At 39.1% G+C, this 18694-nt stretch carries 21 protein-coding genes; 10 read left to right on the forward strand and 11 right to left on the reverse strand.

Going from position 1 to position 18694, the window contains the following annotated elements; genetic code table 11:
* Window positions 1-66 precede the first annotated feature (66 nt).
* The gene (locus HJC33_RS06160; RefSeq protein ID WP_171657923.1) at window positions 67-990 is read left to right on the forward strand and encodes a LysR family transcriptional regulator; all 924 of its coding nucleotides are present in this window, start codon (window positions 67-69) and stop codon (window positions 988-990) included.
* Here the strand turns inward: HJC33_RS06160 and HJC33_RS06165 are convergent.
* The 3 genes from HJC33_RS06165 to HJC33_RS06175 are packed head-to-tail and all read right to left on the reverse strand — an operon-like array spanning window position 987 to window position 2091.
* Window positions 987-1325 (reverse strand): hypothetical protein, encoded by a 339-nt coding sequence (locus HJC33_RS06165; RefSeq protein ID WP_171657924.1) that lies wholly within the window; start codon window positions 1323-1325, stop codon window positions 987-989. The genes HJC33_RS06160 and HJC33_RS06165 overlap by 4 nt on opposite strands.
* 11 nt (window positions 1326-1336) lie before the next feature.
* Window positions 1337-1723, reverse strand: a complete 387-nt coding sequence (locus tag HJC33_RS06170) for a hypothetical protein (RefSeq protein WP_171657925.1) — start codon at window positions 1721-1723, stop codon at window positions 1337-1339.
* Between the two features lie 26 nt (window positions 1724-1749).
* Window positions 1750-2091, reverse strand: a complete 342-nt coding sequence (locus HJC33_RS06175; RefSeq protein ID WP_171657926.1) for a hypothetical protein — start codon at window positions 2089-2091, stop codon at window positions 1750-1752.
* Between the two features lie 131 nt (window positions 2092-2222).
* On the opposite strand from HJC33_RS06175, the gene HJC33_RS06180 reads away from it, so the two are divergent.
* From HJC33_RS06180 to HJC33_RS06200, 5 genes are all read left to right on the forward strand, one after another.
* Window positions 2223-2909 (forward strand): TetR/AcrR family transcriptional regulator, encoded by a 687-nt coding sequence (locus tag HJC33_RS06180; protein WP_171657927.1) that lies wholly within the window; start codon window positions 2223-2225, stop codon window positions 2907-2909.
* The gene (locus tag HJC33_RS06185) at window positions 2902-4569 is read left to right on the forward strand and encodes a peptidase domain-containing ABC transporter (RefSeq protein ID WP_171657928.1); all 1668 of its coding nucleotides are present in this window, start codon (window positions 2902-2904) and stop codon (window positions 4567-4569) included. Before HJC33_RS06180 ends, HJC33_RS06185 begins: the two co-directional genes overlap by 8 nt.
* A 10-nt stretch (window positions 4570-4579) precedes the next feature.
* Window positions 4580-5932 carry an HlyD family secretion protein gene (locus tag HJC33_RS06190; protein WP_171657929.1) on the forward strand — a complete coding sequence of 451 codons (1353 nt, stop codon included), beginning with the start codon at window positions 4580-4582 and terminating at the stop codon, window positions 5930-5932.
* Window positions 5933-5969: 37 nt separating this feature from the next.
* Window positions 5970-7331, forward strand: a complete 1362-nt coding sequence (locus HJC33_RS06195; RefSeq protein ID WP_246245499.1) for a TolC family protein — start codon at window positions 5970-5972, stop codon at window positions 7329-7331.
* Between the two features lie 108 nt (window positions 7332-7439).
* Window positions 7440-8072: a thioredoxin family protein gene (locus HJC33_RS06200; protein ID WP_171657931.1), complete on the forward strand. Its 633-nt coding sequence runs from the start codon at window positions 7440-7442 to the stop codon at window positions 8070-8072.
* Here the strand turns inward: HJC33_RS06200 and HJC33_RS06205 are convergent.
* The 5 genes from HJC33_RS06205 to HJC33_RS06225 form a co-directional block, all read right to left on the reverse strand.
* A complete protein-coding gene (locus HJC33_RS06205; RefSeq protein ID WP_171657932.1) occupies window positions 8055-8774 on the reverse strand; it encodes an energy transducer TonB in 720 nt (239 codons plus the stop codon). The two genes, HJC33_RS06200 and HJC33_RS06205, sit on opposite strands and share 18 nt — an antisense overlap.
* Before the next feature lie 85 nt (window positions 8775-8859).
* Window positions 8860-9549 carry a tRNA pseudouridine(55) synthase TruB gene (gene truB, locus HJC33_RS06210; RefSeq protein WP_171657933.1) on the reverse strand — a complete coding sequence of 230 codons (690 nt, stop codon included), beginning with the start codon at window positions 9547-9549 and terminating at the stop codon, window positions 8860-8862.
* Window positions 9550-9579: 30 nt separating this feature from the next.
* A complete protein-coding gene (locus tag HJC33_RS06215) occupies window positions 9580-10374 on the reverse strand; it encodes an undecaprenyl-diphosphate phosphatase (protein ID WP_171657934.1) in 795 nt (264 codons plus the stop codon).
* A 1-nt stretch (window position 10375) separates the two neighbouring features.
* Complete coding sequence (locus HJC33_RS06220; protein WP_171657935.1) at window positions 10376-10642, reverse strand: DUF3098 domain-containing protein; 267 nt, start codon at window positions 10640-10642, stop codon at window positions 10376-10378.
* Window positions 10643-10651: 9 nt separating this feature from the next.
* Entirely contained in the window at window positions 10652-11530 is an 879-nt protein-coding gene (locus HJC33_RS06225) for a cell division protein FtsX (RefSeq protein WP_171657936.1), read from the reverse strand.
* Between the two features lie 190 nt (window positions 11531-11720).
* Here HJC33_RS06225 and HJC33_RS06230 point away from each other — a divergent pair, with 190 nt between their 5' ends.
* The 4 genes from HJC33_RS06230 (at window position 11721) to HJC33_RS06245 (ending at window position 17107) form a co-directional block, all read left to right on the forward strand.
* Window positions 11721-14696, forward strand: a complete 2976-nt coding sequence (locus HJC33_RS06230) for a leucine--tRNA ligase (RefSeq protein WP_171657971.1) — start codon at window positions 11721-11723, stop codon at window positions 14694-14696.
* Window positions 14697-14771: 75 nt separating this feature from the next.
* Complete coding sequence (locus tag HJC33_RS06235; protein WP_171657937.1) at window positions 14772-15026, forward strand: SemiSWEET family sugar transporter; 255 nt, start codon at window positions 14772-14774, stop codon at window positions 15024-15026.
* A gap of 186 nt (window positions 15027-15212) precedes the next feature.
* Entirely contained in the window at window positions 15213-16313 is a 1101-nt protein-coding gene (ald, locus tag HJC33_RS06240; RefSeq protein ID WP_171657938.1) for an alanine dehydrogenase, read from the forward strand.
* Window positions 16314-16405: 92 nt separating this feature from the next.
* Window positions 16406-17107, forward strand: a complete 702-nt coding sequence (locus tag HJC33_RS06245) for a zinc metallopeptidase (RefSeq protein ID WP_171657939.1) — start codon at window positions 16406-16408, stop codon at window positions 17105-17107.
* 72 nt (window positions 17108-17179) lie between these two features.
* Here HJC33_RS06245 and HJC33_RS06250 read toward each other — a convergent pair whose 3' ends face one another.
* The 3 genes from HJC33_RS06250 to HJC33_RS06260 form a co-directional block, all read right to left on the reverse strand.
* Window positions 17180-17698, reverse strand: a complete 519-nt coding sequence (locus HJC33_RS06250) for a ferritin (RefSeq protein WP_171657940.1) — start codon at window positions 17696-17698, stop codon at window positions 17180-17182.
* 120 nt (window positions 17699-17818) lie between these two features.
* Complete coding sequence (locus HJC33_RS06255) at window positions 17819-18139, reverse strand: hypothetical protein (RefSeq protein WP_171657941.1); 321 nt, start codon at window positions 18137-18139, stop codon at window positions 17819-17821.
* 38 nt (window positions 18140-18177) lie between these two features.
* Entirely contained in the window at window positions 18178-18648 is a 471-nt protein-coding gene (locus HJC33_RS06260) for an Lrp/AsnC ligand binding domain-containing protein (RefSeq protein ID WP_171657942.1), read from the reverse strand.
* Between the last annotated feature and the right edge of the window lie 46 nt (window positions 18649-18694).

An 18694-nucleotide genomic window follows, 5' to 3' on the forward strand; every position in this document is an offset into this window, starting at 1 on the left:
CAAAGGTTACACATCAAATCAATATATTATTATTTATATTTATTATACAAAACATAAATATAGTTTATGAATTATACCTTACATCAGCTTCGTATATTTTCTAAAATTGTTGAAAAACAAAGCATTACAAAGGCTTCTGAAGAGTTGTTTTTGACCCAGCCAGCAGTGTCGATACAGCTTAAAAATTTTCAGGAACAGTTCCCAATTCCCTTGACTGAGGTTGTGGGGAGAAAACTTTTTATAACTGATTTTGGAAGGGAAATTGCTGATTCGGCAACCAAGATTCTAAATGAAGTAGATGGAATCAACTATAGAATGCAATCCTATAGGGGAAAACTTGCAGGCACATTAAAAATATCTGTGGTGTCTACCGGTAAATATGTTATGCCGTATTTCCTATCTGGTTTTATGCGGGCCCATACTGGGGTTGATTTAGTAATGGATGTGACCAATAAGGCAAGGGTAGTTGAAAGTCTAGAACAGAATGAGGTGGATTTTGCCTTGGTTTCAGTGCTTCCTGAACATTTAAAGTTGAGTAAGGTAAGTTTAATGAAAAATGTATTGTACTTAGTTGCTAATCCAAACCATTTCAATAAGATTTTATTGTCAAAAAAGATGTTTTCACAAGATACTCCGTTAATTTTCAGAGAACCGGGATCTGCAACAAGAATGGCTATGGAAAATTATTTGAAAAAAGGAGAAATACAGGTGGGAAAGCGTATAGAACTGACTTCCAATGAAGCGGTAAAACAAGCTGTAATTGCAGGACTTGGATGTTCCATTATGCCTTTGATAGGGATTAAGAATGAATTGGGTAATGGTGATTTAAAAATATTTCCCAAACGCAATCTCCCAATACAAACCACTTGGAACCTAGTTTGGTTGGCATCAAAAAAATTATCGCCCGTAGCAGAGGCATTGTTGAATTATTTGGAAGGCGACAAGGAAAAAATCATACAAAATAATTTTGATTGGTATGAGAAATATTAGGCTGTAGAAGTTGTTTCGGTAATCTCAATTGTACTGTGGATTTTTAGATTGGAGCCTTGGTCTCTGGCATTTAAAATAATGTTTGTGATTTTTTCTTTTGCTGATTTAAGTTCCTGAATTCTGTTCTTGGAGTTGCTGATGTCTATGTGATTGGAATCGTTGAGATGAAGCAGTTGTACAGAGTGAAATTTAATTTTATCATTAAGCAAGGATAATAGTACATCTGCAGCTTCAGAGGGTGAAAAAACACCTTCTATAAGCAAAAATGAGTCTACATTGTTGTGGCCTTTACTTTTGAATAAACTTTGTTTAAGTGAAGATAAGTGCTTTTTCATCCATCATATAGTTATTTAACAATAGCTACTTGAGATGTACTGCTGGGGATTTTTATTTCACCTGCATCTACTGCTTTGTTGAAATCAGCTGTAAAGGTCTTGTAAACCCTAAAGAATTTCCCGCCGTTAGTTTTCTTAAAGGTTACCTTGGCTACTTTTCCATAACTGATGTTGGTAATCGTAATTTTTTGATTCACCAAGGAGGATATATCTCCTATTCCGCCTCGTTTAAGGATAAAATTTTTACGGGGAACACTAATATATTTGTAGTGATTTCCGGATGGGGTTCCTAAGGTAAGTTGATCACCTATTTGAACAAGGTCGACATAGTTTTCCTGAGCTTGCAAAAAGCTAGTTGTACAAACATAAAAGAGTAGTGTTAAGAATAGATGCTTCATTTTGTTAGTTTTTAATTTTAGTACTATTATTTAACCAAGATTGCTTTAATCGTTGGTTTGAATCCATAAAAGTTTTTACCATCCTCCCTTCTTAGAATTACCTGAGTACTTCCATCAGACATTTTTTCCATATGGTCCACAATCACTACTTGACCATGAAAATTCATTCGAAGCCCAAAACCCGATGAAGAATTCAAAGAGTTTTGTACAAGAATCATCTGAGACTGAGGAATCTTCAAAAGTTTTTCGTGGTCATAATCTCCCCTACTTTCTGTAAAATGCTCAACCTTTAATTGGTATTTATTTTGTTGAGCGTGAAAACATGTGGTGAGTATTAGGAAGCTCACAAAGAGTAAATTTCTTTTCATAACTGCTTAGTTTTGAGATTAAAGATAGAATTAATCGCTTTTAAAATATAATTACTATTGTTAAAGTGTGTTAAACTATTAGAATATGATAGTAATACTTTTAATTTTGGAATCTGAAAAATTATAAAACCATGGAAAGACTGATGCATTCCATACGAATAGGGATAAACGAGAAAATTTATGTAAAGGATCCAGAATCTTCAGATTTAGGAAAAAGAATAGTGGAACAAAGTATTCTGATGATTGATGAAATGGGTTTTGAGAGCTTTACTTTCAGAAAACTTGGCGAAAGAATCGGTTCCAATGAAAGTTCCATTTATCGTTATTTTGAAAATAAGCACAAGTTGCTACTTTACTTGGCTTCTTGGTATTGGGGTTGGTTGGAATATAAAACGGTATTTGCTACAAATGGAATTTCAGACCCAAGCGAAAAGCTACGAAAAGCCATAGAAATTTTAACCCAAACAGTTCAGGAAGATGTTTCCTTCTCCCATGTCAATGAAGTATTGCTCAATAAAATTGTAATCAATGAGTATTCCAAATCTTATCTAACTAAAGAGGTGGATCAAGAAAATAAGGAAGGTTATTTTGTCATTTACAAACGTTTGGTAAATCGTTTGCATGATATGATCATCATGTTGGATAAAGACTATCCTTACCCTTCAAGTTTGGCCAGTACGGTTCTTGAAGGTTCTTTGCACCAATATTTTTTAAGGGAGCATTTCCCAAACTTAACTGACTGTAACGAATCCGTTACCCCAACCCAATATTTTACTGATTTGGTTTTTCGGATTTTAAATTCCAACACTAATGACTGAAAAAGTTTTAACGGCATGGCAGCGACTTCTGGGCATGCTGGCTTTAGACAAAAAAGACATTTTGCAGATTTTTTACTATGCCATCTTCGCTGGATTGGTCAATCTTTCCCTGCCATTGGGAATACAGGCCATAATCAACCTCATTCAAGGGGCACAAGTGAGTACTTCATGGGTTGTTCTGGTAATTTTGGTAACACTTGGCGTTGCTTTTGCTGGTACGTTACAGCTCATGCAGATGCGAATCATTGAAAATGTACAGCAAAAAATATTCACTAGATCTTCTTTTGAATTTGCCTATCGTTTTCCCAAGATAAAAATGAACGAACTCCGTAATTATTACCCGCCGGAGCTTGCCAACCGTTTTTTTGATACACTAACGGTACAAAAGGGTTTGTCAAAGATTTTGATTGATTTTCCAGCGGCATTTTTACAGATAGTTTTTGGATTGTTGCTACTTTCATTTTACCATCCATTCTTTATTCTTTATGGCTTACTGTTGGTGCTTTTGATTTATGTGGTGTTCAAGTTTACCGCTCAGCGCGGGTTGGAAACCAGTTTGGATGAGTCTAAGAATAAGTATAGGGTTGCCCACTGGATTCAAGAAATCGCAAGGTCTCTGGTAAGTTTTAAATTATCCGGAAGAACATCGCATGCACTCGATAAAAATGACACTTTGGTTGCCCGATATTTGGATGCAAGGGAAAGCCATTTTAAGATTCTGGTAGTCCAGTTTATTCAAATGATTGGGTTTAAGGTCTTGGTCACTGCAGGACTGCTTTTAATTGGAGGATTGCTGGTATTGAATCAAGAGATGAATATTGGTCAGTTTGTGGCTGCAGAAATCATCATCATTCTTGTAATCAGTTCTGTTGAAAAAATAATCCTAGGCCTTGAAACCTTCTACGATTTGCTCACCTCTTTGGAAAAATTGGGTCAAGTGGTGGACAAAGACCTGGAGAATCAAGAGGGAGAAAAACCCTTTGGGAGTGATGAAGGTTTCACGGTAGAACTCGATGAGGTTTCATACAATGTTCCAGAAAGGGATAAAAAAATCATTGATAATGTTTCCTTGACCATAACTCCATCGTGCACAATTTTATTGAGAGGGTCCAGTGGCTCTGGCAAATCAACTTTGTTGAGGTTGATTGCAGGAATTTTGGAACCGGATGAGGGTAAGATATTTATCAATAATGTAGCCCTTCATGGAATGAATCTAAACTATTATAGGTCTCATTTGGGGCAATCACTAAGTGAAGAAACCCCATTTGAAGGTACTTTGCTGAACAATATCACCTTTGGAGATAAGGAAATTACCCAGGAAGATATATACTGGGCCTTGGAAAAAACAGGCTTAACACAATTTGTCAAGGAACAACCCAAAGGGTTGCAAACGGTGATTTATCCTGAAGGCAGGCAGATTCCATATACTATTTCCAAAAAAATTGTTTTGGCCCGAAGCATTGTCCGAAGACCAAAACTTCTGATCCTTAAGGATCCTTTAGATCAGTTTGGTGAGGTAGAGGCAACAAAAATCATGGACTTTTTAACAGATTCAAGCAATGGCTGGGCATTGGTCATTGTTAGTGAAAATACAAAGTGGATGGAAAGATGTGGACGAATCCTTACCATGGAAAACGGAAAATTGATCAACGAATCTTAGAAGAAATACCATGCTGAATATATCACCTAATAAGTTAAATCAAAAAGTGGACCTGAGTGGTTACAAAGCTGCCAAGAAGGTATTTGATAGAAAGCACAACAAGCATTTTAATCGGCTGTTGGTGGTGTTTTCCATCGTTACATTTATTGTCTTGTTTTTGCCGTGGACCCAGACCATTTCTGGAAAGGGGTATCTTACCACTTTAAGACCGGATCAACGTCCGCAGACCATTCAATCCCCAATACCAGGGCGAATTGAAAAATGGTATGTGCAAGAAGGGGATTTTGTAGAAAAAGGAGATACAATTCTTTATATTTCGGAGGTAAAAAGTGAGTATTTTGACCCTGATCTGGTAGAACGTACTGGGCAGCAGATCAAGGCCAAATCCATGTCTGTGGTTTCCTATCAAGAAAAGGTAAAGGCCTTAAACACCCAAATTAGTGCCCTGACCAATGAGCGGGGACTTAAATTGGAACAGGCCAAAAATAAGTTGATGCAATCTAAGCTTAAGGTACAAAGTGATAGTATTGATTTGGAAGCGGCCAAGACCAATATTTCTATTGCTGAGCGACAGTATGACCGGACGCTTCAATTGCAGCAAGAAGGCCTTAAAGCAGTTACCGATGTTGAAGAAAAACGATTGAAACTTCAGGAGACGCAGGCCAAACTAATTTCCCAAGAAAATAAATTATTGGCCAGCAAAAATAATGTCATCAATGCCCGAGTGGAGGTGAATCGTGTTTTGGCAGAATACACCGATAAGATTTCTAAGGCGAGGAGCGATATGTTCACGGCACAATCGAATCAATTTGATTCCGAAGCACAGGTGACTAAGTTGGAAAATGCCTACACCAACTACGAAATCAGAAATAATCTCTTATATATTAGGGCTCCACAAAGCGGGTATATCAACAAAGCCCTGCAATCTGGAATTGGCGAAACTTTTAAAGAAGGGGATCGTTTAGTGGGAATTATGCCTGCAGATTACGAGATGGCAGTTGAGACCTTTGTAGAACCAATCGATTTACCATTGCTTCATATTGGGGAAAAAGTTAGAATTCAATTTGATGGATGGCCCGCTATCGTGTTCAATGGATGGCCCAATGTTTCCTTTGGTACGTTTGGAGGCAAGGTAGTGGCCATAGAAACATTCATCAGTGATAATGGAAAATACAGAATTTTACTGGCCCCGGACAAAGATGATGAACCTTGGCCAGAGGCTATAAGAGTCGGGTCCGGTGCAAATACACTTGCACTTTTAAATGATGTGCCTATTTGGTTTGAGCTTTGGAGACAGTTGAATGGATTCCCACCCAACTATTATCAACCCGAAAATAAAATGGCCGATGCTGATAAAAAATAACCAGCTCCTAACCCTTCTTTTTTGTTTTCTGTTTTCCATGGGTTTAACCTATGGTCAGCAAGATACATTGGTGCTCAATTTTAAGGAATATTTGGGTTATGTGAAGAAATACCACCCACTGGCAAAACAGGCTCAGTTGACAATTGCAGCTGGCCAGGCCAATTTGATGAAGTCCAGAGGAGGTTTTGACCCAAATATTGAGGTGGATTATGATCGGAAAGAATTTAAAGGCACCGAATATTGGGATCGACTTAATGCAACATTTAAGATTCCAACGTGGTTTGGTGTGGAGCTCAAAGGGAACTTCTCCCAAAATGAAGGTGATTTTACCAATTCAGATGAAAATTTGCCAGATGATGGACTTTATAGTGCTGGTGTTTCCATGTCTCTGGGACAAGGTTTCTGGATCAACGAGCGGATGGCCACTCTACGGAAGGCAAAATTTTTTAGAGAGCAATCCAAAGCTGACCAAGACCTTTTGGTGAATGAGGTGCTCTACAAAGCCTCTTTGGCTTATTTTGATTGGTTAAGGGCTTATCAGGATATGGCAGTGTTCAGAGATTTTTTTGAAAATGCCCAAGTTCGCCTACAAGGAGTTAAACAAAGAGCGATTGCCGGGGATATTGCTATTATTGATACGGTAGAGGCCAAAATTGCAGTTCAGAACAGGGCTTTGAGCATGGAGCAGGCTAGAGTAAAATTACTAAAACGGTCTCTGGAACTTTCCAATTTTTTATGGATCAATGATGTGCCGGTAGAATTACAATCTGATGTTGTGCCAGATGTAGAGGTGAATTCTGATATTGATGGAACTTTGGAGATTATGGGAAAGCCATTGGATAGTTTTACGCTTGAAAATCACCCAAAATTAAGGTCCTTGAACTATAAAATAGATGGACTTTTGGTTGACAAACGGTTAAAGGCAAATAAACTACTGCCCAAACTGGATGTTGAATACAATTTCTTGACAGAATCTCCAGACAATATCAATTCTTTTGTGAACGATAATTATAAGGGTGGATTCAGTCTTAAGTTTCCGTTGTTCCTTAGAAAAGAACGAGGAGATTTAAAATTGGCCAAGTTCAAATTGTTGGATGCAGAGTTTGAAAGAGACAATGCCTTTGTTGAAATTCAAAATAAAATATATGCCATTTATGGCGAGTTGGACTCTTATACCAATCAAAATCAATTGATTGCTGATATCGTTGATAATTACGGGGCTTTGCTTGCCGCGGAGGAGCGAAAATTTAGCTTTGGGGAAAGCTCTTTGTTTTTGATCAACTCCAGGGAGAGCAAACTCATCGATGCCAACTTGAAACGCAATGAGGTTCAGAACAAGTTCTTTTATACAAAAGCAATGTTGTTCAAGAGTTTGGCCATTAACCCTAAAGCTTTGTAGTGGAACACATCAAATTTGATCACTGTAAGTTTTTCTGTTGAAATCCAACCAATGACAAAAATCAGATATATTGCTGATTTTGGAACTTATTTTTGATGAAAACGAAATATGGAAGCTGTTGAAAATAATTTGAAGAAAGAACCATTACAACTTGTTCTAGAGGGTTTGGCCAAAGGTATGAGCTATGAGCAATACAGGGATTTGGTAGAGCATTTGGCAGAGAGCCATCAAACTACAGGTCCTGTACAATCCGAAGCGAACATCAGCTATACCCAACTTGGAGATCGCCGTATGAAAAGATGGGACAAAACCTTTAAAATTCCTTCTGACTTACAGGAAAAGATTGCTCAATTGGATGCTAGTTTGGAATTTTTGGTATTGACTGAAAGTTGGTGTGGTGATGCCGCACCTAGCTTACCCATTATCAACAAATTTGTTGCGTTAAATCCAAATTTTGATCTAAAAATTGTCTTAAGGGATGAGAATTTGGAACTTATGGATGCTTTTTTGACCAATGGAACCCGATCCATTCCCAAATTGATCATATTGGATAAGAAAAACAATGAAGTTGTTGGGGAATGGGGACCAAGGCCAAGTATTGCTACCAAAATGGTGCAAGATTTTAAAGCACAACATGGTCAACTTACTGCCGATTTTAAAAAAGATCTTCAGCTTTGGTATAACAAAAACAAGGGTGAAAATATTTTGGAGGACCTAAAAAACTTACTTCGCCTGAAATAGGTAAGTTATTGTTCCTATCTGTGAATTCTTCGTGCTGGGGCTAAATCTAGCTTTTAATGCATATCTAATGGCATTGTCCACCAGACAGCCATTACTGGTTCCAGAGCTGCTATCGTTGAAATCAGCTGCTGTAACATATCCGTTATTATCCACTTTGATGTTGATAACGACTTTGCCACCTTCAATACAAGTATAAATTGGAGGTGGAAGGTGATAGGCATTTCTTTCTATTAGGGAAAAGCTGATTGACGTACGCTTGTCTTTCAATGCATTTGTAAACTCCTCTTTCTGGGCTTCCCGTTCTCCCAAAAGTTGTTTTTTTTCGTCCCGCTGTTTGGCCAGTTCTTTTAACTGTTCTGCAAATTCACCATCAACATCGGAATATTCGCCTTGTTCACTGCTAAGGGCTCTTTCTTCCATGAGTTCCTCCAAAGTTTTGAGCGGTTCTGGATTTCCAATGGTTGGCTTTGCAGTTTCGTTCAAGGCCATGTGACTTTTAATGGGGTCGTTATTGGCCAATTCTTCCAAACGTTGTTCCTCTTCTTCCAGTAGTTTTTCAATATCCTCATCCGCCAAACTCATTTCAATAACATATTCTTCCTCTTTTATGCCTCCCAAATGGATGTTGAACAACAACAAAACCACGATGGACATGGAGAAGAAGGTTATTAAAAGCGATAATTGGTTTCTGTTTAGATTCATGGTCTAACTATAACCGTTTTTTTATTGAAATATTACATTTTTCCATCTTAAGCAATGCACTGTAGCAGAACAATTTAACCCTTTTTCAGGAGAGACTTTCCTTGAAAACAATGGGCGTGGTAGCATTATTTACGTTGAAATCCCCAATTTTGGTTCTTCTAAGGGAGGATAAATGAGCACCAGATTCAAGTGCTCTGCCAAAATCATGTGCAAGAGACCTAATGTATGTTCCTTTACTACATACTACTCTAAAATCTACTTTAGGCAAATGGATTTTAGTGATTTCAAACTCTAAAATTTCAATTTTTCTTGATTTGATTTCCACTTCCTTCCCTTCCCGGGCGAGTTCGTAAAGGCGTTTTCCATCTTTTTTTAAAGCTGAAAAAATAGGAGGGATTTGATCTATTTCCCCTAAAAACTGGTTGGTGGCTTCGTATATTGCTGCCTCGGTCAACTGCTCTATGGGATACGTTTGGTCCACTTCGGTTTCCAAATCGTAAGAAGGTGTTGTTGCACCCAAGGTAAAGGTTCCTGTATATTCCTTGACTTGCCCTTGAAGCTCAGGTATTTTTTTAGTAAACTTTCCTGTGCAAATAATCAAAAGACCAGTTGCTAGTGGGTCTAGCGTGCCTGCATGCCCTATTTTTATTTTTTTAAGGCCGAATTTTTTGCGAATGGCCCATTTTAATGCATTCACAGCTTGAAAGGAACTCCATTCCAATGGTTTATCGATCAGTAAAATCTGACCGTTCAGAAAATCTTCTTTGGTTTTCAAATCATCAGGGCTTTGGGCAAAAGTAATTATCTATCCCCAAACGCTCCAAGCAATGGCAATAAGGCCCACAATCAAACAATAAATAGCAAAGTACGAGAGCTTGCTCTGGCGAACTAGTTTAATCATCCAGGTACAAGCTGCCAATCCGGCAATAAATGCAGCTACAAAACCTGCACCCATGGCAATGGCTTGGTCGCCCGCAAAATTGACATCGCCACTTAGAAGATCTTTGGCCATTTTGCCCATGATCAATGGAACGACCATTAAAAATGAAAAACGTGCCGATTTGGTTTTGTCCACACCCAATAGGACCGCGGCAGAAATAGTGGCCCCGCTTCGGGAAATTCCTGGTAATATGGCAACGGCCTGTGCCATCCCAATTACAAAAGCACTTCTATAAGAAACTCCTTTTTCGGTGGTCTTCGCCAAATCTGCGAGGTACAATAAAATCGCTGTTATAATAAGCATGATGCCTACGATAATGATGGCGCCATCAAAAAATACTTCTAAGAAATCCTCTAAAAAAAAGCCCACTAGAGCAGCAGGAATCATAGAAACAATGATTTTAAGGGAAAATTGGGTTTCTTCATTCCATTTAAATTGAAAAAGTCCCTTCAGAATTTCCCAAACATCTTTTCTGAAAACAATCAATGTACTCAATGCAGTGGCAAAATGAAGCACAACGGTAAACAAAAGACTTTCTTCTGGGAGTGCGTTTGCACCCAAAATAGCCTTGCCCAATTCTAAATGTCCACTGGAGGATACTGGTAAAAACTCGGTCAATCCTTGAATAATGCCAAGGATGATAGCGTCTATAATGTCCAAGTTATTTTTTGTTTTTGTTAGGGTTCAACAAAATGGCATATACCTGAATGCCCAGACCTATCAACACAAGCGTAGGTGCTAGACGAATTCTTCTAAAGTTGTAGATATCTGGATTGAACACGTTAGGGTCATCACTGCCTCCACCACTCATCAGAATAAAACCCAATGCAATCAAAGCCAAACCAATAAATAGGAAGATGTAGTTCTTTTTTTGGAAAACGAACTCATTGGTAGACTTTTGAACTTTGTTCTTGTTTTTCTTGCTCATGCCGCAAAGTTAATAATAAAGATCATCTGTTCTTAGGTTAAGGAAACGTTGTGTGGCTATATGGGTGCTTGCCCATGAAATAATGACCCCAAGTCCGAAAACACCGACAAACAGAATAACTAGAACAAGTACATCCTGGAAGAGATTCAATTCTGGAAAATTCTTGTTCACGTAGTAAAGTAATACTCCTAAACCAATTAGTGCGACTGCTGCACCCAACATACCCAATTTTATATTGGTCCAAATAAAAGGCCTTCGGATGAACTTTTTAGTAGCACCTACCATTTGCATTGTTTTGATGATAAAGCGTTTGGAATATATGGAAAGCCGAATGGAACTATTGATCAGCAGCACGGCAATGACCGTGAAAACGGCACTGGCCACCAAAATCCAAAGACTGATTTTTCGGGTATTGTCATTGAGCAGTGTAATCAAGGGCTTGTCATAACTCACCTCATCCACATAAGTTTTAGCGGCAATATCATCAGCAATTTCAGAAATCTGGTCCGGAGAAACGTAATCTGCTTTTAGATTCACATCAATGGAATTTTTAAGAGGATTGTAACCTAAAAATTCCACAAAGTTTTCTCCGATGTCTTCACTGTACTGTTCGGCGGCATCTTCTTTGGAAATGTATTCTGCCGATTTGGTGTAATCCGCCATCGCCAAACTTTTTTGCAATTGGTCAATTTCGATCGGCTTGGCATTGTCCTTCAAAAAAACCGAAATGGTAATCTGTTCCTTGAAATGATCTGCCAACTTTTTGGTATTCAGCACCAGCATTCCCAAAACTCCAAGAAGAAACAGCACTAAAGCAATGCTCAAAACAACTGAAAAATAGGAGGAAATCAACTTTCTGCGTTGATAACGTTCAATATATTGGCTCATATGGGAAAATCAATACGTAAAAATAGAAAAGTAAATTGTAATTAGGGGATTAAACCTATTTTTGCAACTCGAAAAGAGATACAGTTTATTGTCATTTCGAGTCTTGGAAAGCCAAATGAGAAGTCTCTTCCCATCCGTTTGAGACATCTCGACTGCGCTCGATGTGACAACATGATCATAAAGAAGCATGATGAATTATAATTTCCGTGAGATTGAGGCCAAATGGCAGGAGTATTGGGCAAAAAATGGAACATTTAAAGCGACCAACGATTCTAACAAACCCAAATTTTATGCATTGTCCATGTTTCCATACCCTTCTGGGGCTGGCTTGCACGTAGGTCACCCGCTGGGCTATATTGCTACGGATATTTATTCAAGGTATAAAAGGCACAAAGGGTTCAATGTGTTGCATCCCATGGGTTACGATTCCTTTGGTCTTCCTGCAGAACAATATGCCATTCAAACCGGGCAACATCCTGCCATAACCACCGAAAACAACATCAAAAGATACCGGGAACAACTGGACAAACTGGGATTTTCTTTTGATTGGGACCGTGAAGTCAGGACTTCTAATCCAAGATATTATAAATGGACCCAGTGGGTGTTTATCCAATTGTTCAACTCTTGGTACAATAAAAAATCGGACAAGGCCGAAGACATAACAGATTTGATTGCCCTGTTCGAAAAAGAAGGGAATGCAAATGTTGAAGCCGCTTGCGATGACGATACGCCTGCATTCAGCGCTTCAGATTGGAATAGTTTTTCTGAAAAGACCCAACAAGAGTTGCTGCTAAAATATAGATTGACTTATTTGGCGGATACTGAAGTGAACTGGTGTCCGGCCTTGGGCACCGTTTTGGCCAATGATGAGATCGTAAACGGGGTTTCGGAACGGGGAGGGCATCCTGTCATCCGAAAAAAAATGACGCAATGGAGTATGCGTATCACTGCTTATGCCCAACGTTTGCTGGATGGATTGGACAAGATTGATTGGCCACAGCCTTTGAAAGATTCCCAAACCAACTGGATTGGTCGTTCGGAAGGAGCTTCTGTCACCTTTAATGTCATTCCAACTAACAGTGTCACTTCGAGCGCAGTCGAGAAGTCTGATACCATTGAAGTCTTCACCACCCGCCCTGATACTATTTTTGGGGTCAGCTTTATGACGCTTGCCCCAGAACATGAGTTGGTGGCCAAAATCACTACGGAGGCGCAAAAAGCGGAGGTAGACGCTTATGTTGAGGCTACTGCCAAGCGTTCGGAGCGTGATCGCATGGCCGATGTAAAGACTGTGTCCGGAGTATTTACCGGAGCTTATGCAGCGCATCCTTTTACCAAGGAACCCATTCCCATTTGGATTGGCGACTATGTTTTGGCCAGTTATGGTACAGGAGCGGTAATGGCGGTGCCGTGTGGTGATCAACGCGATTATGATTTTGCAAAACACTATAACATTCCCATTCCCAATATTTTTGAAGGAGTTGATATTTCCGAAGAAGCTTTTGCGGATAAGTCAACTACCATTATTGCTAATTCTGATTTCTTAAACGGACTTTCCTATAAGGAGGCAACCAAAAAAGTGATTGCTGAGCTAGAAAAAATTGGTCATGGGGAAGGCAAGGTCAATTATCGTCTTCGTGATGCGGTATTCAGTCGTCAACGTTATTGGGGAGAACCTTTCCCGGTATATTATGTGGATGGCATGCCCCAGATGATTGACGTGGAACATTTGCCGTTGGAGTTGCCCGAAGTGGAAAAATACCTTCCCACGGAAACAGGGGAACCACCCTTGGGCAATGCTACGCATTGGGCATGGAATATTGAGACGAATTCGGTGGTGGGAAATGAAAAAATCAATCACACTAGTGTGTTTCCATTAGAATTGAACACCATGCCAGGTTGGGCGGGAAGCTCCCAGTACTTTAACCGGTACATGGACCCTAGAAATGATGAAGCCATCTTCTCCGAAGAGGCCATTGGGTACTGGCAAGATGTGGATCTCTACATTGGCGGTAGCGAGCATGCTACGGGCCACTTATTGTATTCCCGTTTTTGGCAGAAATTCATGTTTGATAAGGGTCTAGTGCCCAAAGACGAGTACGCCCAAAAGTTGATCAACCAGGGGATGATTACGGGGACGAGTGCTTATTCATATCGTGTTTCAATAAAATCATTTAAAAAAGGCAATGAGATTGTAGATGTGGAAGAAGGATTGATGTTAAATCAATATTTAATTTCTAATGAGCACATAAAAGAAAATGGCTTTAACAATTATTTGCTTACCAATGATGATATACTAAAATTTATTGAGGATCAAGAGTCTGGATTACTAGGGCAAGAGATAAATGAAATAAGTATTTATAAAATTCTTATTCCAATTGACTGCTTAGTCGGTGTTACTGATGAAATCGATTTGGAGAAATTGAAGTTATATGACTCTATTTTTAAAAATTATAAATTTTATAAATCTGATGCTATAATTGCAAAAAGAGAAGTAGAAAAAATGTCCAAATCCAAATACAATGTGGTCAACCCAGATGCCATTTGTGAGGAGTATGGGGCAGATTCCCTTCGTTTGTACGAAATGTTCCTGGGGCCTTTGGAGCAATCCAAACCTTGGAATACGGCAGGGATTACCGGAGTGCATTCTTTCTTAAAGAAATTATGGAAGCTTTATGCGGTCATTGAGGACACAGAGCCCACGGCCGATAATTTAAAAACGCTACACAAGACCATTAAAAAAGTGGAGGAGGATATTGAGAACTTCTCGTTCAATACTTCGGTGTCCACTTTTATGATTTGTGTGAATGAGTTGACGGCACAAAAATGTACGAGCAAAGCCATTTTGGAACCCCTCGCCATTTTGGTATCGCCCTATGCGCCACATATTGCTGAAGAGCTTTGGGAACGATTAGGTCATGCAACATCCATTGCAGCTGCCCCTTTTCCCATATTTGAGGAAAAATATTTGGTGGAAAGCAGCAAGGAGTATCCCATTTCCTTTAATGGAAAAATGCGCTTTAAATTGGAGCTGCCTTTGGATATGGGCAAGGATGAAATAGAAGCTGCGGTGTTGGCCCATGAAAAAACCCAGGCCCAATTACAAGGACGTTCTCCTAAAAAAGTAATTGTTGTGCCTGGAAAAATTGTGAATATCGTAGGATAAAAGATGCGTCCCCTTAAGGGGACGTTTTTCTTCCAAAATCATTTAAGTTTCTACCTTTAGGGCAAATACCCAGCTATGGACACCATTGAAATAGTTGGCCTTGTTGCGGCCACATTGACCACTTCTGCATTTGTGCCTCAAGTTTATAAGGCATTCAAACATAAATCCACTGCGGGTGTATCCCTTACCATGTATATTGTGTTGCTAGCCGGACTTGTACTCTGGATAGTTTACGGAATCCATCACAATAGTTTGAGTATTATTTTGGCCAATGTGGTTACTGGACTCTTGGCCTTAACGATGTTGATTCTCAAAATAAGGCATAAATAACCCTATATAAAGAAGGGTATATCTGATAAATTTTATAATGATTATAAATTTTACCCTAAAAAAATAAGGGGTATACAGTTAAAAAACATAAAATTTAGTCATTAACCCCTACTTTTTATCGATTTTATTTCTCTCTTTTTATTTTTTGTAACAACTTTGGGGTATTAACCATTAAAAATTAACAAAATGGTAGTTGGGGTACCCAAAGAAATCAAGAATAATGAAAGTCGGGTTGGAATGACGCCGGCAGGAGTTTTTGAACTGGTAAAAAACAATCACACCGTATACGTACAGTCTGGTGCAGGAGAAGGTAGTGGTTTTTTTAATCAGGATTATCAAAAGGCGGGAGCCACTATTTTGGATACAATTGGTCAGGTATATGCGATGAGCGATATGATCGTAAAGGTAAAGGAACCTATTGCTGAAGAATATAAATTGATTCAAAAAGGTCAGATAGTCTTCACATACTTTCATTTTGCATCCAGCGAAGCATTGACCCAGGCCATGATGGATAGCAAAGCCATATGTATTGCCTATGAAACGGTTGAGGATGAAGATGGTACTTTGCCATTATTGACACCAATGTCCGAAGTGGCCGGTCGTATGGCCATTCAACAAGGAGCCAAGTATTTAGAAAAACCGGTGAAAGGGAAAGGAGTCCTTTTAGGGGGCGTTCCTGGAGTTGCTCCAGGAAGAGTTTTGGTATTGGGGGCGGGTACCGTTGGTGTTCAAGCTGCAAAAATGGCAGCAGGACTGGGCGCCCATGTAACCATTTTGGATGTAAACATGAAACGACTCCGATATGTGAACGATATTATGCCAAGCCATGTGGTCACAGAATACTCCAACGAGTTCAATATTAGAAAACACATCAAGACCCACGATTTGATTATAGGAGGTGTTCTATTGAAAGGAGCCAAAGCACCTAATCTAATCACAAAGGACATGTTGAAAGAAATGCATCCTGGAACTGTACTAGTTGATGTGGCCGTAGACCAAGGAGGCTGCGTGGAAACCACAAGACCCACAACGCATGAAAATCCTATATATATAATTGATGATGTGGTGCACTACTGTGTTGCCAATATGCCTGGGGCAGTCCCTTACACTTCTACAGTTGCCTTGACAAATGTAACACTGCCCTATGTATTGAATTTGGCCAATAACGGATGGAGAAGTGCTTGTAATTTGGATAAATCTTTGGCTAAAGGTCTAAATATTGTAGAAGGAGAAGTAGTTTATAAAGAAATAGCCGAAGCCTTCAATTGGGAACCGGTTTTGGCATAACTTACATTTTGTCAGAAAAAAAGCCCCGTCAAATTATGGCGGGGTTTTTGTTGTTTTATAGGTATATTTATAAGACCTAAAATAGAAAAGTTATGATGACCTATTATATATTAATTGGAGGAATTGCATTGGTTAGCTGGTTGGTCAGCAGCCGATTGAAGAGTAAATTCAAACAATACTCCAAAGTACATTTAAGAAATGGTATGAGCGGTGCAGAGATTGCACAAAAGATGCTGGATGACCATGGAATTCGGGATGTAAAGGTGATTTCCACGCCTGGAATGTTGACCGATCACTACAATCCAAAAAATAAGACCGTGAACCTTAGTGAAGGAGTATATAGCCAAAGAAATGCAGCTGCGGCTGCCGTTGCTGCCCATGAATGTGGTCACGCTGTACAACATGCCCAAGCTTATGAATGGTTGACCATGCGCTCCAAGTTGGTCCCTGTGGTAAGTGTTACTTCTGGAATGTCCACATGGATCGTATTTGGGGGTATTGCCTTAATGGCTGCTACTGGTGTGGCTGGCGGAATAGGATTTTATATTGCCGTAGCTGGATTGGTGATGATGGCACTGGCTACAGTGTTCAGTTTTGTCACGCTCCCTGTTGAATATGATGCCAGCAAAAGGGCATTGGTATGGTTGAAACAAAAAAATATGGTGAGCCAACAGGAATACGCAGGTGCGGAAGACGCTTTAAAATGGGCTGCCAGAACCTATTTGGTAGCTGCCTTGGGTGCCTTGGCTTCACTACTTTATTGGGCCTTCCAAGTTTTTGGAGGAAGAGATTAGTAAGACGACTAAATACGATACAAAATAAAATGGGGCCAATGGCCCCATTTTTTGCTAATACGTTAATTGTGATTATTCAATCCAATTACCAACTTGGTTGTCTATCATTTGTAGACCTACACCTTCTGTTCCGGTAACGGCAATCATATCTAGAATATCGCGGATTGTGTTTTCCTCTTCAACTTGCTCAAGTACAAACCAATCTAAAAAACGTTCAGTGGCAATATCACCTATTTCACGAGCTTTTTTCACAATGTTGTGGATGGATTTGGTCACAGCAACTTCATGCTCCAAAGTGTTCTCAAAAACGTCAACAATAGAGGAATAATCATGATTGATGTCTGAAATTTCGGGAGACATTGGGCTACCACCGGTATCCACCAAAAAATTGAAAATTTTCATCATATGTTCACGTTCTTCCTCAGCCTGCTTGAAGAAGAATTTTGCACTTGTAAAAAAACCATTTTGTTCACACCAAGATGCCATGGCCAAATAAACAGCAGAAGCTTTAGCTTCCATTTTTATCTGTCCATTGAGCAAGTCCATACACTCCACCTTGATACTCATACTTTGTCTTGCTATATCTTTCATTTGTTAAGGGTTTTAGCTTTAATAGTTAACAAAAATACGGAATTTACGCACCAAAATGAAGTAAGTGCCTTGTTTTAAGGCAGTTTAAGACTGAATTAAAATAAGGGCAAAAAAGGTAGCTTAGACGTTGATTGATTCTGCTTTGGCGGCAAGACCTAAAGAAACAAAAGTCTGGTCTACAAAACGTCTCAAATCTAGAATCTCCAACGTATTTAAAATAAATAGGTGTTCCTTGTTGCAAAGCAGTAAAACCTCAAAACCGTGTCGGTTCAAATCACCATCAAAGTGACTTTCAATGGAGATACGTCTTGTTTTCTCCCTTAGTGATAATAGCTGGCACAAGGACATGCGTACAGTTTTTTGTCCAAAATCGACATAAAAACAACGATCCTTAACAGATTGATAAAGGGTATAGTATTTAGACCTATGAATTAAATTCATATGGCAAAAATAATGTTTATTTAGATTGAATACAAATATCAGATTCGAATTTGCCGATCTATCTGTTGGTCAAGGGAGATGAAGGTTTCTGTTCTGGAGACTCCTTCAATATGTTGGATCTTTTTATTGAGCACCTGCATAAGGTGTTCATTGTCCCGGCACAAAACCTTGATAAGTATGGACCAATTGCCCGTGGTGTAATGACATTCCAGTACTTCCGGAATTTTTTCAAGTTCTTTTACGGCTCTAGGATTGGACATGGCCTTATCCAAAAAAATACCAATATATGCCATGGTGGTATACCCCAGAACCCTCGGATTGATTACAAACTTTGAACCTGAAAGTAAACCGGAGCTTTCCAACTTACGCAGTCTTTGATGAATGGCTGCACCAGAAATACCGATATTTCTTGCAATCTCTAAAATAGGTCTACGGGCATCTTCCATCAAATGCCTTAGAATTTTTTTGTCGATACCGTCTATTTTGACAGAATTGTTATGGCTTTTCACAATACAACTTCTAAATTGAAGTTAAAGATAAAGAAAAGCTAAAGAA

This window comes from Flagellimonas amphidinii (assembly GCF_013090115.1).
In the GTDB taxonomy this organism is placed as follows: Bacteria; Bacteroidota; Bacteroidia; order Flavobacteriales; family Flavobacteriaceae; genus Flagellimonas; species Flagellimonas amphidinii.